A 17,528-nucleotide genomic window follows, 5' to 3' on the forward strand; every position below is an offset into this window, starting at 1 on the left:
GGCCCTTTTTTGTTGTGGATATGTCCATTTCCAGATTTCCCTTACTTTCGCACACGAAACCTGTCACAATGAAACTCAACAGATACATCGACCATACCGTTCTCAAACCTACCACTACACTTGAAGATATCAAGACCCTCTGCATGGAAGCGGTAGAATACGATTTTGCTGCGGTATGCATACCTCCTCCTTTTGTTAAAATGGCAAAGACCTTTGTGGGTAATACAACAACAAAGGTGGCGACTGTAACGGGCTTTCCGTTTGGTTACTCAGCGATTGAAGCAAAAGTGGCTGAGACCATACTGGCGATTGTAGACGGCGCTGACGAGATTGATATGGTAGCCAGTATCCTGGCGATCAAAAATAAGGACTGGGCATACCTGGAAAAAGAGATCGCGACCATGATGGCGGTCATCCGTCAGCATGGTAAAGTCATTAAGGTGATCATTGAAAGTGGCATATTATTGGAAGAAGAGATTGTACAGTGCTGTGAACTGTACGCCAGATACCAGGTGGATTTTGTAAAGACCTCTACAGGGTATGCCGAAAAAGGGGCGACCGTTGCCGCAGTATCACTCATGAGGGCAAACCTGCCGGCAAATATTCAGATAAAAGCTTCCGGCGGTATTCGTACCTTTGATTTTGCAAAGGAGCTGATCGACGCAGGCGCCACCAGGATCGGGACGAGTAATGGCGTGGCCCTCATGAAGGGATAAAAGTATGAATATGAAACACTTAATATTATTATTCTCCGGACTGCTGATCGGAGGCCTGGCAATGGCACAGGACGCACCTATTGCCAGTAGCGGCGGCGTGAAAGTCGTAAAAGACAGCCGTCTGGACCTGCTGATCAGGAAACAGATCTACATCAACACCCTGGCTATCCGTAACCAACCGGGCTTCAGGGTACAGGTTATTTCTACCAACAAAAGAAATGAAGCCAATGATATAAAGGCACGTGCTATGCAGTTATATCCTGATTACCGTACTTATCTGGATTACCAGGCCCCTTACTTCAAGGTGCGCGTAGGTGACTTTAAAACCCGCGAAGAAGCCACGGAACTCAGAGAAAAAATGAGTGCCAGCTTTCCGGGAGGTGTATTTGTAGTACCTGCCATTATTAATCTGTCACCTGAGAAAGAAGCTGGTAATGAAGAATCGTATTAAGGAACTGGCGCAGCAATACGCGCCGGAGTTCGTTGCTATCCGCCGTCACATTCACGCCCATCCTGAATTATCCTTCCAGGAATATGAAACATCAAAATTCATTCAGCAAAAACTGGACGAATTCGGCGTATCTTATACTGCTGGTATTGCCGGTACCGGCATTATCGCTACCATAGCAGGTAAAAATCCATCTTCCAAAACCATTGCTTTAAGAGCTGATATCGATGCACTCCCTATCACCGAAGCGAACGATGTACCTTATAAATCACTCAATACAGGCGTAATGCATGCCTGCGGACACGATGTACACACCACCTGTGTACTCGGCGCTACCCGCATCCTGCAGGAGCTGAAAGATGAATTTGAAGGCACCGTTAGAGTACTGTTCCAGCCAGGTGAAGAAAAACACCCGGGGGGCGCCAGTCTCATGATACAGGATGGAGCATTGGAAAATCCCCGTCCCGACGCGATACTGGGTATGCACGTGCAGCCGAGTATGGAAGCAGGTAAACTGGGCTTCCGCGCCGGACAGTACATGGCCAGCGCTGATGAGATCTATATTACGATCAAAGGAAAGGGCGGTCACGCAGCTTTGCCTCACCTGACTGTAGATACTATTCTCGTGGCATCTCACCTGGTGGTAAGTCTGCAACAGGTGATCAGCCGTAACAATAATCCGTTTTCACCGTCCGTACTTAGCATCTGTGCCTTCAACGGCGGTTATACAACAAACGTCATTCCCAGCGAAGTAAAACTCATGGGAACTTTCAGGGCAATGGATGAAACATGGCGCTTTAAAGCACATGAGATCATCAAAAAACAGGCAACCGAACTAGCCCATGCTATGGGAGCAGAGATCGATATTGAAATACTCGTAGGTTATCCCTGCCTGTACAATAACGAAGCCGTAACCGGCAAAGCACGCGGTCTGGCAGAAGATTATCTTGGTCTGTCTAATGTAGAAGATACAGAAGTACGTATGGGCGCTGAAGACTTTGCCTTCTACTCCCAGATCGTTCCGGCTTGTTTCTTCCGCTTAGGTACCGGTAATATCTCCCGTGGTATCACCTCCGGTGTACATACCCCGACCTTCGACGTAGATGAAAATGCGATCGAAGTGGGTATCGGGACGATGGCATGGCTGGCCACCCAATTCTGATACAAGCGCTTATTATATTAAGAAAAGCCGTTCGCATAACGCGGACGGCTTTCTTGTTTTATCTAAACTAAAGTAACCAAAGAGGTCCACTGGAAAGCAGACCTCTATCAACATAGCCTTTTTGTCTTATCGTTATAAAAAAAGTTTATCTGATTTTTTTGATAGCTGATGCGGATACTCCTTCCATGCGGAATACAGCCAGTGTCTCAATGTCCATCTGTACATCCTTATAAGGCACATTGTAAGATTCCAAAGCACTGTTTTTCCCCAAAGCGACCTGCAAAGAATCCACTTTACTGTAATCACCATGCACTTTCAGTTCACAGCCATTGCCACCGTTGACATTCAGCTTTCCCAGTTGTACATCGATGATATCAATACCACAACCCTCATTTGCATGGACGTTCAGTACCGGTTGATTGAACCGTTGCAAGAAAACAGCACCTTCTTTTATCACTACATCAGTGAGATCGGTACACTCCAGGGTGCTTACATGATAGTTCTTCAAATTGAGAAACAACGTATCATTATGAAGTGAATACATAAACTTGCCGTCCTGGTTTTCTGTAAAGACAGCCACATTTTTGTCACTTTTTATAATTGGTAAATTATGGTCCCGTGATCCCTCCAATACCAAGACTTTGAATGGCTTTAAATCCTGGCCTCTTCTTGGCTGATTCACCTCTGTTCTTATCGCTTCTTTGCCATTATAGCCCTTCTTATAATTTGCCCATATCACACCATCTGCTATCAGCATCAGCAGTATGAGCAGGCCTGCAAAAGCGATTAATAATTTATAACTGGTCTTCATGACTACCGTTTTAATGAATTACTTGAAATGAGATTTTTTAAACTTCTCGTAATGCGTCTTTAGTTCATCCAGCTCTACATCCAGCAGATATATACTGCGGAAGAACTGTGGCAACTCATTCGCCATGAACTGTTCCTTTTTCAATTGCTTGATCTTCCTGGATGCACCAGCTGCGACAAAGTAACCAATCCCTCTTTTATTATAGATGATATCGTATTGCTGTAGATATTCACAAGTGCGCATCACCGTATTGGGATTCACTTCCAGCTGTACCGCCAGTTCTCTCACCGAAGGAATTCTGTCCTCTGGTTTCCACTTGTCAAGCAACATCTGCTCGCACATATAATCGGCGATCTGGAGATATATAGCCTGCGTGTCTTTGAATTCCATAAATGATCTATTTAACCAATAGTTCTGATTATATTTCCTTGTCTCTCAACCGTGCATATGCCAGTGTCCAGAGCATAGGCGGTAATAAGTATTTCGCTGTGAATATGAAAATTTGCTGCAATGTTTCCGGTATGATCAGTACATCATGGATTTCTCCTATAGAAGTTGCGCCCTTTTGTATCTGCACAACCGTGAACGGAAAATGAGAATACCATTCATCCAGGGTTTTACCAAAGAACAGCATTACAAAAACAGTATTCACTAAGTACAGACAGAACAGAAAAACAGCCAGCAGAAAAATTGTTTTAATAAAACTATACTTTTGAAAATAAACAGCTCCTAATAACATAAATGCCTGTGCGATGAACCATACAACATAGAAGTATTGCCAGGGCATGTCAGCTGTGAATTCCTTTAGATCATTGACAATATGTACACCCTTCCTTGTATAGATGATCGAATCCATCGTCTGATAAGCCAGGAAAAATGCCACATGATAAAAGAGCAGAAAACCAACGGTGGTTACCAGCAATGTACTGATGAATTTTTCCAGGTGTGAGGCCGGGAATAACAGGTAGTCAATACCCTGTTGTTTATTCCCTAATTCACCAAAACAGAGACTGGTGAAAATAAGACCGGCAACATACATTCCGATAAAAAACAGCGGCATTAATCCACTGGCCTTAATGGAAAAATTATCAGTAGAAGATATTAGCAGTAATATCAGCAACAGCACTGTCAGCACAATAACAGACATACCGTACAGCCGGTAGTTATCCTGAAAATGTTTCCTCATATACCACCCGAAACGAACCGGGCTAAATAAATTATTCGCTTGCATAAGGGTTAGTTAAAGATTTGTGTGATGCGCTCAGGTTTATCCAATACAGCATTGAACAGCAGTTCCATGTCAATCTTGCTATGCTGCGCTCCTTCATTCTGCATGATAACAGCATGACCACGGATAGAACTGTCTGAAAACAGTACTTTATTCGTATCCGCAATGTTGGTTACCGTACTGAATAGCAGTCTGTCGGTTACTGTTTCCACGTCCTGTCTGAAGATGATCTTGTGATTGTCGATGATCACAATACTATCGATCAGGTTATCCAGATCACGTACCTGGTGTGTAGAGATGATGATGCATTTTTCATCGCTGACAGCCGCCGCAATCACTTTACGGAACTGGCTCTTGGAAGGAATATCCAGACCATTGGTCGGCTCGTCAAGGATCAACGCTTTTGTGTTGGAGGCCAGTGCAAAACTGATCAGCACTTTCTTTTTCTGACCATAAGACATTTCTGTCAGTTTCTGGTCCATGGGGATCTGGAACTCTTCCAGATAGTTGTAGAATGCCTTCTTATCAAACAAGGGGTAGAAAGGGGCATAGGTACTTACGTAACTCTTGATACTCACCTGTGGCAGATAGAACTCTTCCGGTACCATAAAGATGTTCTGCAAAAACGCCGGTTGACGATAACGTGATTCAAAACCCAGCACCTTACAGTGACCGGCATTAGGGAATAACAACCCTGCAATATGCTTCAGCAGACTGGACTTACCCGCACCATTCTTTCCCAGCAAACCATAAATGTGACCAGCCTCCAGCTGCAGATTCAGGTGCTCGAACAAAGGCTTGTTCTTTCGATAACTGAATGATAGATTCTGGATGGATATCATAGATTAGTGATTTAGTGTACTACTTACCTAGTACACTGTAAAAGTAGGAAGGATTTTTAAATTGCAAAATGTTTTTTTCAGCGCTCGGGGGGATTAGCAATAAAATCACCTGATATTCAGGGTTTTTACAGGCAATTTATTTTTTATAGGACGGAAACCGGGATTATACAGGGCGTATCTACTCAATAACAAGGCATACATAATGAGTAAAGACTGATTTAATCTTGACTTTGTCGGTTAAATTCTACACATTAAGACTTTTTTATAAGCTATATTTGCTTTCGTGGTTTACATTTAAATCTATCCCCTATGAAAGGCCCTATAGCAGCCGTGCTTTGTTTAAGCCTTTTATTTTCAGCGATTACGGCATCTGCACAGTTCGTGAAGACGAAAGACCTGGAGAAGATGAAAAAGCGAACAAGAATCATTGTGTTGAAAGAAAAACCTGATAAGAAGATCCTAAAGCAACTCGCCCGTACTTCCCCTGAAATGGCAAATGCTTATAAGCAGGCGATCAGACAATTAAATCAGGATTTCCCTGAAGCAGTAAGACAGTTTTGGACAGTGAACAGTGGCGCTACTATAGAAGTACGCACCGAAAAAGAAATTGAGAAAATCCGTAAAAAAAGTGACAGAACCAGTATCGTGATGGATTGCCAGTCACTCCATGTAAAACCTGGTGCGAAAAGCAGGTATTCCAAACTGACGCGTACCTACACCTCCGGACTGACATGGCAGAAAGATCCGAAAGACCTCAGTATACCGGTTATCAGTATGACCTTTATTGAGAGCGATCTGCAGTATCCTTTCTACATCCAGAACATGTCCGATCAGTTCCCGGATTATATCGATCTGGCAGTAGGTCTGCGCCTGGCCACCTTCGTATTTAACGAGCAACTGGACGGAAAAACTTCTACTGTTTTGCAGAAAGAGATCAAACACAACGCAGTACTGATGAAGGGTAAAACCCTTGTATTATGCAAAGACTGGCTGGATGAAACATTCGAAGCCAACGTGGCAAAAACTGACTATCCCTTCCCGATTAAATACGTAAGTCTTGAAGAACTGGAAAGCCTGATCCGCAAAGACGTTTACGACAGTACAGTCGTTGCCTACGTCCCCGCCGGCGTATTCTCCACCTTCGATAAAAACGCACCCAGCATGGAAGTCCATGTACCGGTTGTGTTTGATCCGGCGAATGGTATGCCGCTCTGCCACTCCGATATCAGTCATGAAATGTTCCAGGCATGGGGTTTCTCATTGATTCCAAGAATGGGGAAGACAGTAGTAGGGTTTAAGAAGATCAGGAATGAAGATATCCGGCATTTTGCAAAGTCGATCACCGAAGGAGAAGAACAGGAACAGATGGGACTGAATAATTAAAGAATTAAGAATTAAGGATTAAGAATTAGCCCCTTGTATGTAGGCTGACATATAAACAAAAAAAGCTGCGGAATCAACCGCAGCTTTTTTATTTATCTTACTTACTAGCCTTATTTAAGAATCACAATTAATCAATAGTCAGTCCATTAACAACAATTCTTAATTTTTAATTCTTAATTCTTAATTGACTACAGTTCAGGGTACAATACAAACTGTTTCATAAAGTCATTCACTGCACCTCTAACACTGTTGATACGTGCTTCGTTATCAGCATCCATCAGCAATTCATCGATCCAGGATACTACCTGACCCATGTGCTCTTCTTTCATACCACGGGTAGTGATAGCCGGAACACCTACGCGGATACCGGAAGTCACGAAAGCAGATTTATCATCGAAAGGCACCATGTTTTTGTTGACGGTAATGTCAGCTTTTACCAGTACCTGTTCAGCTTTTTTACCAGAGATGTTCTTGTTACGCAGGTCGATCAGCATCAGGTGGTTATCGGTACCGCCGGAAACGATCTGGTAGCCTTTCTCAACAAATGCTTTGGACATTGCCTGTGCGTTTCTGATGATCTGTTTAGCATATACATCGTACTCGTCAGACAGGATCTCATAGAAAGAAACTGCTTTCGCTGCGATCACGTGCTCCAGCGGACCACCCTGGATACCAGGGAATACGGCTGTATCAATCAGAGAACTCATCATACGGATCTCACCTTTTGGTGTTTTCAGACCGAATGGATTTTCAAAATCCTTACCCAGCATGATCATACCACCACGAGGACCACGCAGTGTTTTGTGCGTAGTAGTAGTTACAAAATGACAATGCTCGAACGGAGAGTTCAGCAGTCCTTTTGCGATCAGACCAGCAGGATGCGCGATATCCGCCAGTACAAATGCACCTACCTGGTCAGCGATCTGACGGATACGTTTGTAATCCCAGTCACGGCTGTAAGCAGAAGCACCGCACACGATCAGCTGTGGCTTTTCTTTCAGCGCGATCTCTTCCATCTTATCGTACTCGATCAGACCCGTTTCTTTATTTACGCCATAAGAGAATGGCTCATATAATTTACCGGAATAGTTTACAGGAGAACCGTGCGTCAGGTGACCACCCATGCTCAGGTCCAGACCCAGGATCTTATCGCCTGGTTTCAGGATCGCCAGCATAACGGCAGCATTTGCCTGTGCACCAGAGTGCGGCTGTACGTTTGCATACTCAATATTAAAGATCTGTTTAGCCCTGTCGATCGCCAGTTGTTCACTCTGGTCAACGATCTCACAGCCGCCATAATATCTGCGCCCTGGATAACCTTCTGCGTATTTATTGGTCAGAACGGTCCCCATAGCCTGTATTACCTGCAGGCTGGTAAAGTTTTCCGAAGCGATCAATTCTATACCATGACGCTGGCGTTCCAGCTCCTGGCTGATGATATTAAATATTTGCAGATCTCTTTGCATTGTATGAAACTTTGAAAATTTGCTGCAAAGGTAATCGAATTTGTGAATAGTGCATAGTCAATATCAGCTATTCAATAGTTTTTTTTGCTACAAAAAGACAATACGCCAGTTATAAACACTAGAAAACTATATTTGTCATAGACAATAATTGTCATATCTTAAGGCAGTCCGATGATTTATCTCCCCCTGCCGACCCTAACATCCTGTACGTCAGCCCTATGGACTATTTTCAATTTTTGTTCTACCTTCACGCCCTCGGTACGAGAACGAGATTATTAAACCTAACCTGCGTACATGAAGGCCATAATACCTGTAGCCGGTGCCGGCACCAAGCTACGACCTCACACATATACACAGCCGAAAGCATTAATTCCCCTCGCGGGCAGAACGATATTAAGTATTATCATTGACCAGCTGGTAGAAGCCGGCATCAACGAGTTTGTATTTGTCATCGGATATCTGGGCGATAAGATCCAGCATTATGTGCAACAGAAATATCCTCACCTGACCTGCCATTTCGTGCAGCAAAACAGTCGTGAGGGTACCGGACATGCTATCCTGCTCACCAGACAAGTCGTTCAGGATGACGAAATCCTGATCGTATTGGGAGATACTATCTGCGAAGGCAATTTCCAGGAACTGATCGCCGCTCCGGTATCTATGCTGGGTCTGAAGAAAGTAGATGACCCGCGTAACTTCGGTGTCGCCGAACTGAATGAAGAGAACAATATCGTCCGGGTGGTGGAAAAACCACAGATCCCCAAGTCCAATCAGGCACTTGTAGGGGTCTATAAGATAAAAGAAACACCACAGTTATACGACTGCCTGGAACAGAATATCCTGCATCAGAAGAAATCGCACGACGAATTTCAGCTGACCGATGCATTACAATGTATGATCGAACATGGTGTCACCTTTAAGACCTTTAAAGTCACCAACTGGTTTGACTGTGGCCGTAAAGACACCCTGCTCGAAACAAACGCCATCCTGCTCAGCAAATACAAAATGGATAATAATCCGGCTCAGGCTTATGAGAATACGATTATTATACCGCCTGTCAGTATTGCAGAAGGATGCAGTATCAAGAACTCTATTATCGGCCCCAACGTGGCCATCGGCGATAACACTGTCATCAATTACTCTATCGTTAAAGACTCTATCATCGGCTCCTTCAGTAACTTATATGAAGTCGTACTGAAATCTTCGCTGATCGGTAGTGATGCGAATATCCGCGGGTTAAGCCAGAGCCTGAACATCGGGGATAATACGGAGATTGATCTGGGTTAAGCGCCGCTTCATCCCAGGCCGGTAGTTATAGCCAACAGCTGTTATCGGCCTGGGATTTTTCCTTATTTTCATTCCATGAACCGTATCACCCAACTATTCCACATTCAATATCCCATCATCCAGGCAGGTATGATCTGGGCAAGCGGCTGGAAACTCGCCAGCGCTGTCAGCAACGCAGGCGGTCTCGGATTGATCGGAGCAGGCAGCATGTACCCCGACACACTCAGAGAACATATCCGGAAATGCAGACAAGCCACCGATAAACCCTTCGGCGTAAACATCCCGCTCCTTTACCCCGACATCAATCAATTAATAGACATCGTTATTGAAGAAAAAGTCCCTGTCGTCTTCACCTCTGCCGGCAATCCAAAAACATGGACGCCTGTATTGAAAGCAGCGGGTATCACCGTTGTACACGTCGTATCCAGCGCTTTCTTCGCAGCCAAAAGTGAAGCGGCCGGCGTAGACGCCGTAGTAGCAGAAGGCTTTGAAGCCGGCGGACATAACGGAAGAGAAGAGACCACCACTATGGTGTTAATTCCTGCCGTATGCGAACAGGTAAAAATCCCCGTGATCGCGGCAGGTGGGATAGGTTCGGGAAAAGCAATGACAGCCGCATTTGCTTTGGGTGCAGAAGGCGTACAAATAGGCAGCCGCTTTGTAGCCACGCCGGAGGCATCTTCACATCAGCAATTCAAACAAGCGATACTCGATGCAAAAGAAGGTGATACCATGCTGACCATGAAAAAGCTGACACCAGTAAGATTATTAAAAAACAGCTTCTTTCAGCGCGTGAAAGAAGCGGAAGACATAGGCGCTGATCCTGAGTCACTAAAGACCCTGTTAGGCCGTGCGCGTGCTAAAGCCGGTATGTTTGAAGGAAATATGGAGGAAGGAGAACTCGAAATCGGGCAGGTAAGTGCATTGATTCATACACTTAAACCTGCCGGAGAAATCGTTGAAGATATATGGGATGAGTTTAATGAGACGATCCGTCGACTGAACAGGTAAGGCAATCCGTTATGCCTTCCTGCTTACCCATTTCAGCGCCTCTTTCCAGGTGATCTTCTTACCATACATCAGTATACCGGTACGATAGATCTTGCCAGCCATCCAGGTGGTAAACAGAAATCCTACAATCAATAAACTCATTGACAAGGCTAACTGCCAGTATGGTACTGTTCCCGGTACACCATAAGGGATACGGGCCATCATCACCATCGGAGAGGTGAAAGGTATGATACTCCCCCAGAAGGCCACCGGCCCTGAAGGATTTTGTACAGAAGAGATCATCACCATAATACCGATAATGATAGGTAAGGTGATCGGGAAGGTCAACGCCTGCGCATCTGTCGGGTCTTCATTCACCAGACTGCCTACCGCTGCGAATAATGCAGAATAAAACAGGTAGCCGCCCAGGAAATAGAATACAAAGCAGGTGATCACAGCGGTCCAGTTTACGCTCCCCACGACAAACTGGATCTTTTCGATCGCTTCTACCATAGCTGCATTACTACCACCCTGCATCATGGTATTACCTTCGTTCATGGCTGCAACCGCATCGCCGGAAATGAATAATGGCAATATCAGCTGCACACTAACGATCAGCGCAACCCATATCAGGAACTGCAGGAGTCCGACGGCAGCAATACCAATGATCTTGCCCATCATCAGCTGGAAAGGTTTTACACTGGAGATCATCACTTCCGCAATACGGCTCACTTTCTCTTCCATTACGCCACGCATAACAGACATACCGAAAAACATCAGGATGATATAGATAATAAAACCACTGGCGTATCCTACTCCGTAAGCTACAGCAGCACTTCCTTTCTGTCCGTCGCTACCGGTTCTGAATTCAATACTGATATCCGCCTTAACGGCTTTCAGCCTTTCTGCGTCTATATTCGCTTTCTTCAGACGTTCTTCTTCTATCAGGTCATTGATCCTGCGTGTCAGCTTGCTTTCAACAGAAAGCCCCGGCTGTGCGTCGCTGTAATAGGTAACACCTGATGGACGATCAATGTCCAGTTGCGGAATGTACAGCAGACCGGAATAACCATATTCTGCATATTTATGCTGAAAAGAGTCGATGCTCGTATGCTCAAGGTATTTGTAGTATACGCCCTTATCATCCGGGAAACGGTTCATGAACAGGTGACTGTCATCAATCACAGCTATACGCTTTTCTTCCTTTGAGTTCGTAGCTATCAGTATAGGCACTACGATCATAGCGGCGAAGAACAAGGGTACAAGCAGGGTAACGATCAGGAAAGAACGTTTCCTTACGCGGGTAATAAATTCTCTTTTTATAATGAGCCAGATTTTGTTCATAAAAACAAGCGGGAGTTGCGATGAGGAAATAGGAGTGAAATGTGATGAAGATACGATGATCAGTTGCTGGAATACGCCGGCTGACTGTCATCAACATTGGCAGCCTGAGGCGGCTCACCGGTCATGGAGGTCACCTGTTGAATGAAGACCTCGTTGATAGAAGGCAGTATCTCCTGGAAGGAAGTGATCGGCACATTATGACGGATGAAATGTGCCAGGATATCATTGTTTGTGCTGCCCTCCGTGAGTTTCACCGTATAAGCAAGCGGCTCCTGTTTGATAATGGAAAAGTGATGTGTAGCGACCTGCGCGAAGTTTGGCATCACACCAAAACCAATACGGAACAGATGTTGTTTAAAGTCCTGTTTGATCTGTTTTACCTCTCCATCCAGCAATTTCTTCCCCTGGTTGACCAGTACGATACGATCGCAGATCTCTTCTACCTGCTCCATTCTGTGCGTAGAAAAGATGATCGTCGTTCCATTCTTACTAAGGTCAAATATTTCCTGCTTGATAAGATTTGCATTAATCGGGTCCAGACCAGAAAAGGGTTCATCCAGTATGAGCAGGTCCGGACTATGCATGATCGTAGAAATAAACTGCACCTTCTGCTGCATCCCCTTACTCAGTTCTTCTACCTTCTTGTTGTACCAGCTGTTGATCTCAAACTTATCAAACCAATATTTGATCTTGTCTTTCGCATCCCGCTCTGACATGCCTTTCAGCTGCGCCAGGTAAAGGGCCTGTTCACCCACCTTCATTTTCTTGTATAATCCCCTCTCTTCCGGCATATAGCCAATAGCATGAATATCCGTCTGTGGATCGAACGGACGCCCGTTAAAAAGTATCTCCCCCTTATCCGGATAAAAAATACCAGTGATCATACGCAGCAGCGTAGTCTTACCAGCGCCGTTGGGGCCCAGTAATCCGAATATGCTTCCTTTGGGAATAGCAAAGCTGATATCATCTACAGCCTTATGGGTGGCATAGTGCTTATACAGGTGTTTTATCTCTATGAGGTTCATAGATTAAATGTAAAAAAATTATATGGGATTTCTCACCCAAATATCTCTCCTACAGCCAGTGCATAAGCCGCTCCGATACTGATAGCGACACTTCCTATATATAGGGAACTCCTGTCCACCTTATCAATCTTATTGTTGGCAACAATAAAAGAGCGGTGTACTCTTGTAAACTGCGCCGGTGGCAATAACGCCAGGGCTTCCTGCATAGACAAGCGCGACAGGATGCGTTTGTCTTTCAACACAAAATTGATATAGTTGCCTGCACTTTCAAGGTAAAGGATATCATCCAGCATTACTTTATACTGCTCATATCCGCTTTTAAGCATGATATGAGCAGGCACATCTGATTTTGAACGTTGACCGATTAACACCTGTAAGGCTTTGGCTTTATTACAGGCTTTCAGAAAACGTTCAAAGGAAAATGGTTTGAGCAGATAATCCAGTGCATCCAGTTCAAAACTCTGTACCGCATGTTCAGAGTAAGCAGTGGTAAATATCACCATAGGTGCACCTGGTAAAGTAGCCATCAGCTCCAGACCGGAAATATCCGGCATACGGATATCCAGGAACAAGAGATCCACCTTTTCCTTTTGCAGATAATCCAACGCCTCAAAAGGATCGGTAAAATATCCCCTGATATCCAGAAAAGGTACCTGTGCCGCATGTGTACGTATTATTGACAAGGCAACCTGTTCATCATCTATTGCGATAGCGGTTAATGTCATACAACCTGAATAGTGAGATGTACAAAATATTCTGTGGTAGTTTCGCGGATACTCAGTTCATGCCTGCGGGGATAGAGCAGCGCCAGACGCTGCCGTACATTCTGCAGACCGATCCCCATGCTGTCATTTTCTATTTCACTCGCTCTGCTGGCATGAACAGTATTATATACATCAAAGTAGATCTTTTCCGGCGTACAGGATAATGATAGGGTGATGCGTGACTTATTGCGTGAACTGATACCATGTTTAAACGCATTTTCTACAAAAGGAATGAGCAGCATCGGCGCAATTTCATGATCACAATGTGTATCATCAATATTGACTTCTATACCGATATCAGAAGAGCCTTGCGTACGCAAACGCTGTAAAGCGATATAGTTCTCCAGATAGGCAATTTCTTTCGAGAGGGAAATACGCTCCTGCATGTTATCATGTAACATAAAGCGCATCATGTCTCCCAGCTTTTGTATACCCTCACTGGTAGCAGGTGCTTTCTCTGTCAGGGCCGTACCATATAAAGTATTGAGTGCATTGAAGAGGAAATGCGGATTGATCTGCCAGCGAAGGAAGTCCAGTCCGGTTTCAGACTGATCAAGTGCTTTCCGCAATCCCAATATGGTATCACTACGTGACTGACGCAGGTAGAAGATCCAGTAGGATAATGGCAATACCACCAGGAATGCGCCCATATATAATGCGATACAACTAAGAATAACGTCTCTGGGGTGGCCCGGGATCAGTATAAAGAACAATATCGGCGATAATATAAAAATCATGAGGAAAACAAAAGCCGAATCCCTGACCAGCAGCTGACGATTCCGATGCACATTATAAAGGGGCAGCAGACGGTACTGTGCAACAAAATATACGATACCATAATAAATCCCTATCAGACCGAATATGGCAAACTTTGCAGAGTTGCGACCAGGCGTCACCACAGCAAATACGACTATCAGAAGGAGCATAACGAGCGCTTCAGACCTGATCTGTGCAAACTGAGGTTTGCTGGCAAGTTTAGGATGCAACTGTTGAAAATAAAGTTGCTTAACCCCATAATATAAAGCGTACAGTGTTACATAGAATATTGTAATGATAAAAGCTGACTTTGCACAATGCATATGTACCCCCTTACGCGTACTATACACGCCAAACAGATATCCGTTATACCAGGTAGAAGCCGTCATTATGACCAGAAACACACTTCCGCAAGTCGCAATTAATAACAAAGTGCCTATTTTCCACTTACCCTGCTCATAGAACGATGGCATGATCCAGCTGTTGATACATACAAAAGCGAGATACACAATTGTAATATGCGACAGTAGTGGTAACAGGTAATGTTTATAATAGTCGAATACCTGATCGTACCTGGCGAACTTATAACCATATTCATGTTGCAGTTCAAATACGTTATAGGTAACGCTCTTATATAAAAGAGCGAACAGGAGCAACAGGAAAATCCCTGTAACAACACCGAGTTCTATTTTTCTGAGCTGGTTCATAAGGATAAAATCTTTCAGCAATGATAGTTATCCCTTCCACACTTTTTAGAAAAGTGTGATAAAACGGATATTACCTGTGATAGAAAGCTATAATACGCTCTGCTACACGTTCTCCGTCCATTGCCGCCGACACGATACCGCCTGCGTAACCGGCGCCTTCTCCGCAAGGATAAAGGCCGTTGATCTGCGGATGCATCAGTGTTTCGTCTTCACGTGGAATACGTACAGGAGAGGATGTGCGGGATTCAGTAGCTACCAGTATAGCATCTGCTGTATAATATCCTTTCATCTTACGGCCAAAAGCTTTGAAGGCTTCTGCCAGCCGGGTATGCACACTAACAGGAAGGACATCACGGAGATTGGTGCTGTTTACACCAGGTAAATAAGAGCAGGAAGGTAAAGTTGTGGAAACCTTACTGTGGACAAAATCCGTCATTCGTTGAGCGGGCGCTACAAATTGTCCGCCGCCAGCAGTAAAGGCTGTACGCTCTACCATCTGCTGATAGTACATAGCTGCTAACGGACCTTTATCAGCAAAGATCTGGAAATCAGTTTCATCTATCGTCACCACCATACCGGAGTTAGCGTAGGGGTTATCACGTCTGGATGGCGACCATCCGTTAACGACCAGTTCTCCCGGATCAGTCGAAGCGGGCGCAATGATACCACCAGGACACATACAGAAAGAAAAAACACCACGTCCTTCTACCTGTTCTACAAGACTATAGCTGGCAGGCGGGAGATACTCATTCCTGGTAGGACAATGATATTGTGCACTGTCGATCAATGCCTGTGGATGTTCCACGCGTACGCCCAAAGCAAAAGGCTTTGCAGAGATCAGTATGTTCTTCTGATGCAGCAGGTGGAAGATGTCACGGGCAGAGTGGCCTGTGGCAAGGATGATCCTGGCAGCTTCGAATGTTTGTCCGCTGGCAGTCCTCACCCCTGTTACCTGATTATTGGCTGTCAATATATCAGTCACCTTCTGTTCAAATAATACCTGTCCGCCGCTGTTGACAATCTGCTCACGCATAGCCACTATGATATGAGGTAACTTATTGGTTCCTATATGTGGATGCGCTTCATACATGATCTTTTCTGTAGCGCCGAAGTGTACAAAGATGCTGAGGATGCGGTTGATGTCGCCACGCTTATTGGAGCGGGTATATAACTTACCGTCAGAGTAGGTACCGGCGCCACCTTCGCCAAAACAATAGTTAGACTCCGGATTAACAACACCCGTCTTATTAAGCGCAGCAAGGTCTCTTCTTCTTGCACGTACATCCTTACCCCGCTCAAGTACAATGGGTCTGATACCTGCTTCTACAAGACGCAAAGCGGCGAATAGACCTGCCGGCCCGGCCCCTATAACGATGGCCTGTGGCGCGTTTGAGGGCAAGCTATCATATATCGGTATGATACGTTCTCTTTCCTGGAAAGGTTCATCGACAAACACCTTAACGGTGAGCATGAAGTAAGCCTGGCGGGAACGTGCGTCTATAGAGCGTTTGAGCAGATGAAAGCCTGTGATGGCAGTGGGCTTAACACCGAGGGCGGCTGCTGCTTCAGCGATAATGCTGGTATCAGAAGCTGCCTGAGATGGCAGCAATTTGAGCGAGAGTTGTTGTATCATACTAAGAATTGGTTAGGTAGTTATCCCAACAATTGAAAACGGATACCCGTATTTCAGGTATCCGTTTTCAGTTATTTTGTTAATGAGTTGTTATTGTCAGCGCAATTAGAATGGTAAATCGTCTGCCTGACCACCACCGGAAGAAATCTCCTGAGAGGTGTTGTAATTTGGCATTGAATCAGCCGAAGGACCGCCTGCTACTACAGATTCCATACGCCATGCGTCCAGATTGGTAATGTAGTTCACTCTGCCGTCTTTTTCCCAACGTGTACCTTTGATATTGAAGTATACCTTCACAGTTTCACCTTCGTTGAAGCGATCTACAATTGCAGTTCTGTCCTGTACCGCCTGGAACTTGATGTAGTTGTTTATAACGCGGCCATTGATATCATCGGACTTTTCGATAACGAACTCCCTGGTTTTAAAGGTTTCGCTACGCTGCATCGTATTGTATTTCACAATCAGTTTTCCGGTTATTTCAAAACTCATATAAAAATTTTTAGCTGTTCAGAGGGCCAAAGATAGGTTTTTTAGCAGCAATCCGATACAATAAAATTTAAAACAGGCAGTTATAAACAGGGGCACGTCAACGCACGGGCGCGTATATAATAATTTTGCATGGTATTTGCTAACCTAAAGGACATTTTTTTAAATGCAATTACTAACATAGTTTTGCACCCCCGCGTTGAAATTATCAACATTCCGGAAGATCATAAAACGATCACAAAAGGTGATTGAATGAGTACTTGAATTTACGTACAATAGTATTTTATCAGTTAGTACACATATCTATGACAAACAAGTTAATGTCAACAGGAAAAGCCTGTCTATCAAAGCAGTGCAGTACTGGCTTTCATCATATTATAAAAGCAAAAAAACAAGCGCTTAAAAGAGAATAAAAACAGCAAAAAAAAACAGGCGACAAACTGTTATCAGTGAAATAAAAACAAGGGGAGATAAATTTTT

The 17,528-nt window shown here is 44.5% G+C and carries 17 protein-coding genes; 6 read left to right on the top strand and 11 right to left on the bottom strand.

The features are described 5' to 3' along the window. The first annotated feature begins 68 nt into the window (after window positions 1–68). Genes deoC through CPIN_RS36070 form a run of 3 tightly spaced genes read left to right on the top strand, consistent with a single transcriptional unit; the run spans window position 69 to window position 2,326 of the window. A complete protein-coding gene (gene deoC, locus CPIN_RS36060) occupies window positions 69–716 on the top strand; it encodes a deoxyribose-phosphate aldolase (protein WP_012794847.1) in 648 nt (215 codons plus the stop codon). 10 nt (window positions 717–726) lie between these two features. Next, window positions 727–1,167 carry an SPOR domain-containing protein gene (locus CPIN_RS36065; RefSeq protein ID WP_012794848.1) on the top strand — a complete coding sequence of 147 codons (441 nt, stop codon included), beginning with the start codon at window positions 727–729 and terminating at the stop codon, window positions 1,165–1,167. Next, entirely contained in the window at window positions 1,151–2,326 is a 1,176-nt protein-coding gene (locus CPIN_RS36070) for a M20 metallopeptidase family protein (protein WP_012794849.1), read from the top strand. The genes CPIN_RS36065 and CPIN_RS36070 overlap by 17 nt, the downstream gene beginning before the upstream one ends. 145 nt (window positions 2,327–2,471) lie before the next feature. Here the strand turns inward: CPIN_RS36070 and CPIN_RS36075 are convergent, their stop codons facing one another. Genes CPIN_RS36075 through CPIN_RS36090 form a run of 4 tightly spaced genes read right to left on the bottom strand, consistent with a single transcriptional unit; the run spans window position 2,472 to window position 5,207 of the window. Next, window positions 2,472–3,137 carry a hypothetical protein gene (locus CPIN_RS36075; protein ID WP_012794850.1) on the bottom strand — a complete coding sequence of 222 codons (666 nt, stop codon included), beginning with the start codon at window positions 3,135–3,137 and terminating at the stop codon, window positions 2,472–2,474. 18 nt (window positions 3,138–3,155) lie between these two features. Continuing rightward, window positions 3,156–3,527, bottom strand: coding sequence for a GntR family transcriptional regulator (locus tag CPIN_RS36080; RefSeq protein WP_012794851.1), 372 nt, complete (start codon window positions 3,525–3,527; stop codon window positions 3,156–3,158). A 28-nt stretch (window positions 3,528–3,555) separates the two neighbouring features. After that, window positions 3,556–4,323, bottom strand: a complete 768-nt coding sequence (locus tag CPIN_RS36085; RefSeq protein WP_044220522.1) for a hypothetical protein — start codon at window positions 4,321–4,323, stop codon at window positions 3,556–3,558. A 50-nt stretch (window positions 4,324–4,373) separates the two neighbouring features. Then, window positions 4,374–5,207, bottom strand: a complete 834-nt coding sequence (locus tag CPIN_RS36090; RefSeq protein WP_012794853.1) for an ABC transporter ATP-binding protein — start codon at window positions 5,205–5,207, stop codon at window positions 4,374–4,376. A 309-nt stretch (window positions 5,208–5,516) separates the two neighbouring features. Between CPIN_RS36090 and CPIN_RS36095 the strand changes: the two genes are divergently transcribed. Then, entirely contained in the window at window positions 5,517–6,590 is a 1,074-nt protein-coding gene (locus tag CPIN_RS36095; protein ID WP_012794854.1) for a hypothetical protein, read from the top strand. 188 nt (window positions 6,591–6,778) lie between these two features. On the opposite strand, the gene CPIN_RS36100 is transcribed toward CPIN_RS36095, so the two are convergent. Next, window positions 6,779–8,056, bottom strand: coding sequence for a serine hydroxymethyltransferase (locus tag CPIN_RS36100; RefSeq protein WP_012794855.1), 1,278 nt, complete (start codon window positions 8,054–8,056; stop codon window positions 6,779–6,781). A gap of 294 nt (window positions 8,057–8,350) precedes the next feature. Here CPIN_RS36100 and CPIN_RS36105 point away from each other — a divergent pair, with 294 nt between their 5' ends. Together CPIN_RS36105 and CPIN_RS36110 are read left to right on the top strand one after the other, a co-directional pair. Next, window positions 8,351–9,343, top strand: a complete 993-nt coding sequence (locus CPIN_RS36105) for a sugar phosphate nucleotidyltransferase (protein WP_012794856.1) — start codon at window positions 8,351–8,353, stop codon at window positions 9,341–9,343. Between the two features lie 75 nt (window positions 9,344–9,418). Continuing rightward, window positions 9,419–10,354 carry an NAD(P)H-dependent flavin oxidoreductase gene (locus tag CPIN_RS36110; protein WP_012794857.1) on the top strand — a complete coding sequence of 312 codons (936 nt, stop codon included), beginning with the start codon at window positions 9,419–9,421 and terminating at the stop codon, window positions 10,352–10,354. 9 nt (window positions 10,355–10,363) lie between these two features. Here the strand turns inward: CPIN_RS36110 and CPIN_RS36115 are convergent, their stop codons facing one another. The 6 genes from CPIN_RS36115 to CPIN_RS36140 form a co-directional block, all read right to left on the bottom strand. Next, window positions 10,364–11,677, bottom strand: coding sequence for an ABC transporter permease (locus tag CPIN_RS36115; protein ID WP_012794858.1), 1,314 nt, complete (start codon window positions 11,675–11,677; stop codon window positions 10,364–10,366). 59 nt (window positions 11,678–11,736) lie between these two features. Further along, complete coding sequence (locus CPIN_RS36120) at window positions 11,737–12,702, bottom strand: ABC transporter ATP-binding protein (protein ID WP_012794859.1); 966 nt, start codon at window positions 12,700–12,702, stop codon at window positions 11,737–11,739. 32 nt (window positions 12,703–12,734) lie between these two features. Continuing rightward, a complete protein-coding gene (locus CPIN_RS36125) occupies window positions 12,735–13,427 on the bottom strand; it encodes a LytR/AlgR family response regulator transcription factor (protein WP_012794860.1) in 693 nt (230 codons plus the stop codon). After that, entirely contained in the window at window positions 13,424–14,929 is a 1,506-nt protein-coding gene (locus CPIN_RS37375; RefSeq protein WP_012794861.1) for a sensor histidine kinase, read from the bottom strand. Before CPIN_RS37375 ends, CPIN_RS36125 begins: the two co-directional genes overlap by 4 nt. 70 nt (window positions 14,930–14,999) lie before the next feature. After that, the gene (locus tag CPIN_RS36135) at window positions 15,000–16,562 is read right to left on the bottom strand and encodes an NAD(P)/FAD-dependent oxidoreductase (protein WP_012794862.1); all 1,563 of its coding nucleotides are present in this window, start codon (window positions 16,560–16,562) and stop codon (window positions 15,000–15,002) included. A 105-nt stretch (window positions 16,563–16,667) separates the two neighbouring features. Next, window positions 16,668–17,051, bottom strand: coding sequence for a DUF3127 domain-containing protein (locus CPIN_RS36140; protein ID WP_012794863.1), 384 nt, complete (start codon window positions 17,049–17,051; stop codon window positions 16,668–16,670). Window positions 17,052–17,528: the final 477 nt, after the last annotated feature.

It is taken from the genome of Chitinophaga pinensis DSM 2588, from assembly GCF_000024005.1.
Taxonomy (GTDB): domain Bacteria; phylum Bacteroidota; class Bacteroidia; order Chitinophagales; family Chitinophagaceae; genus Chitinophaga; species Chitinophaga pinensis.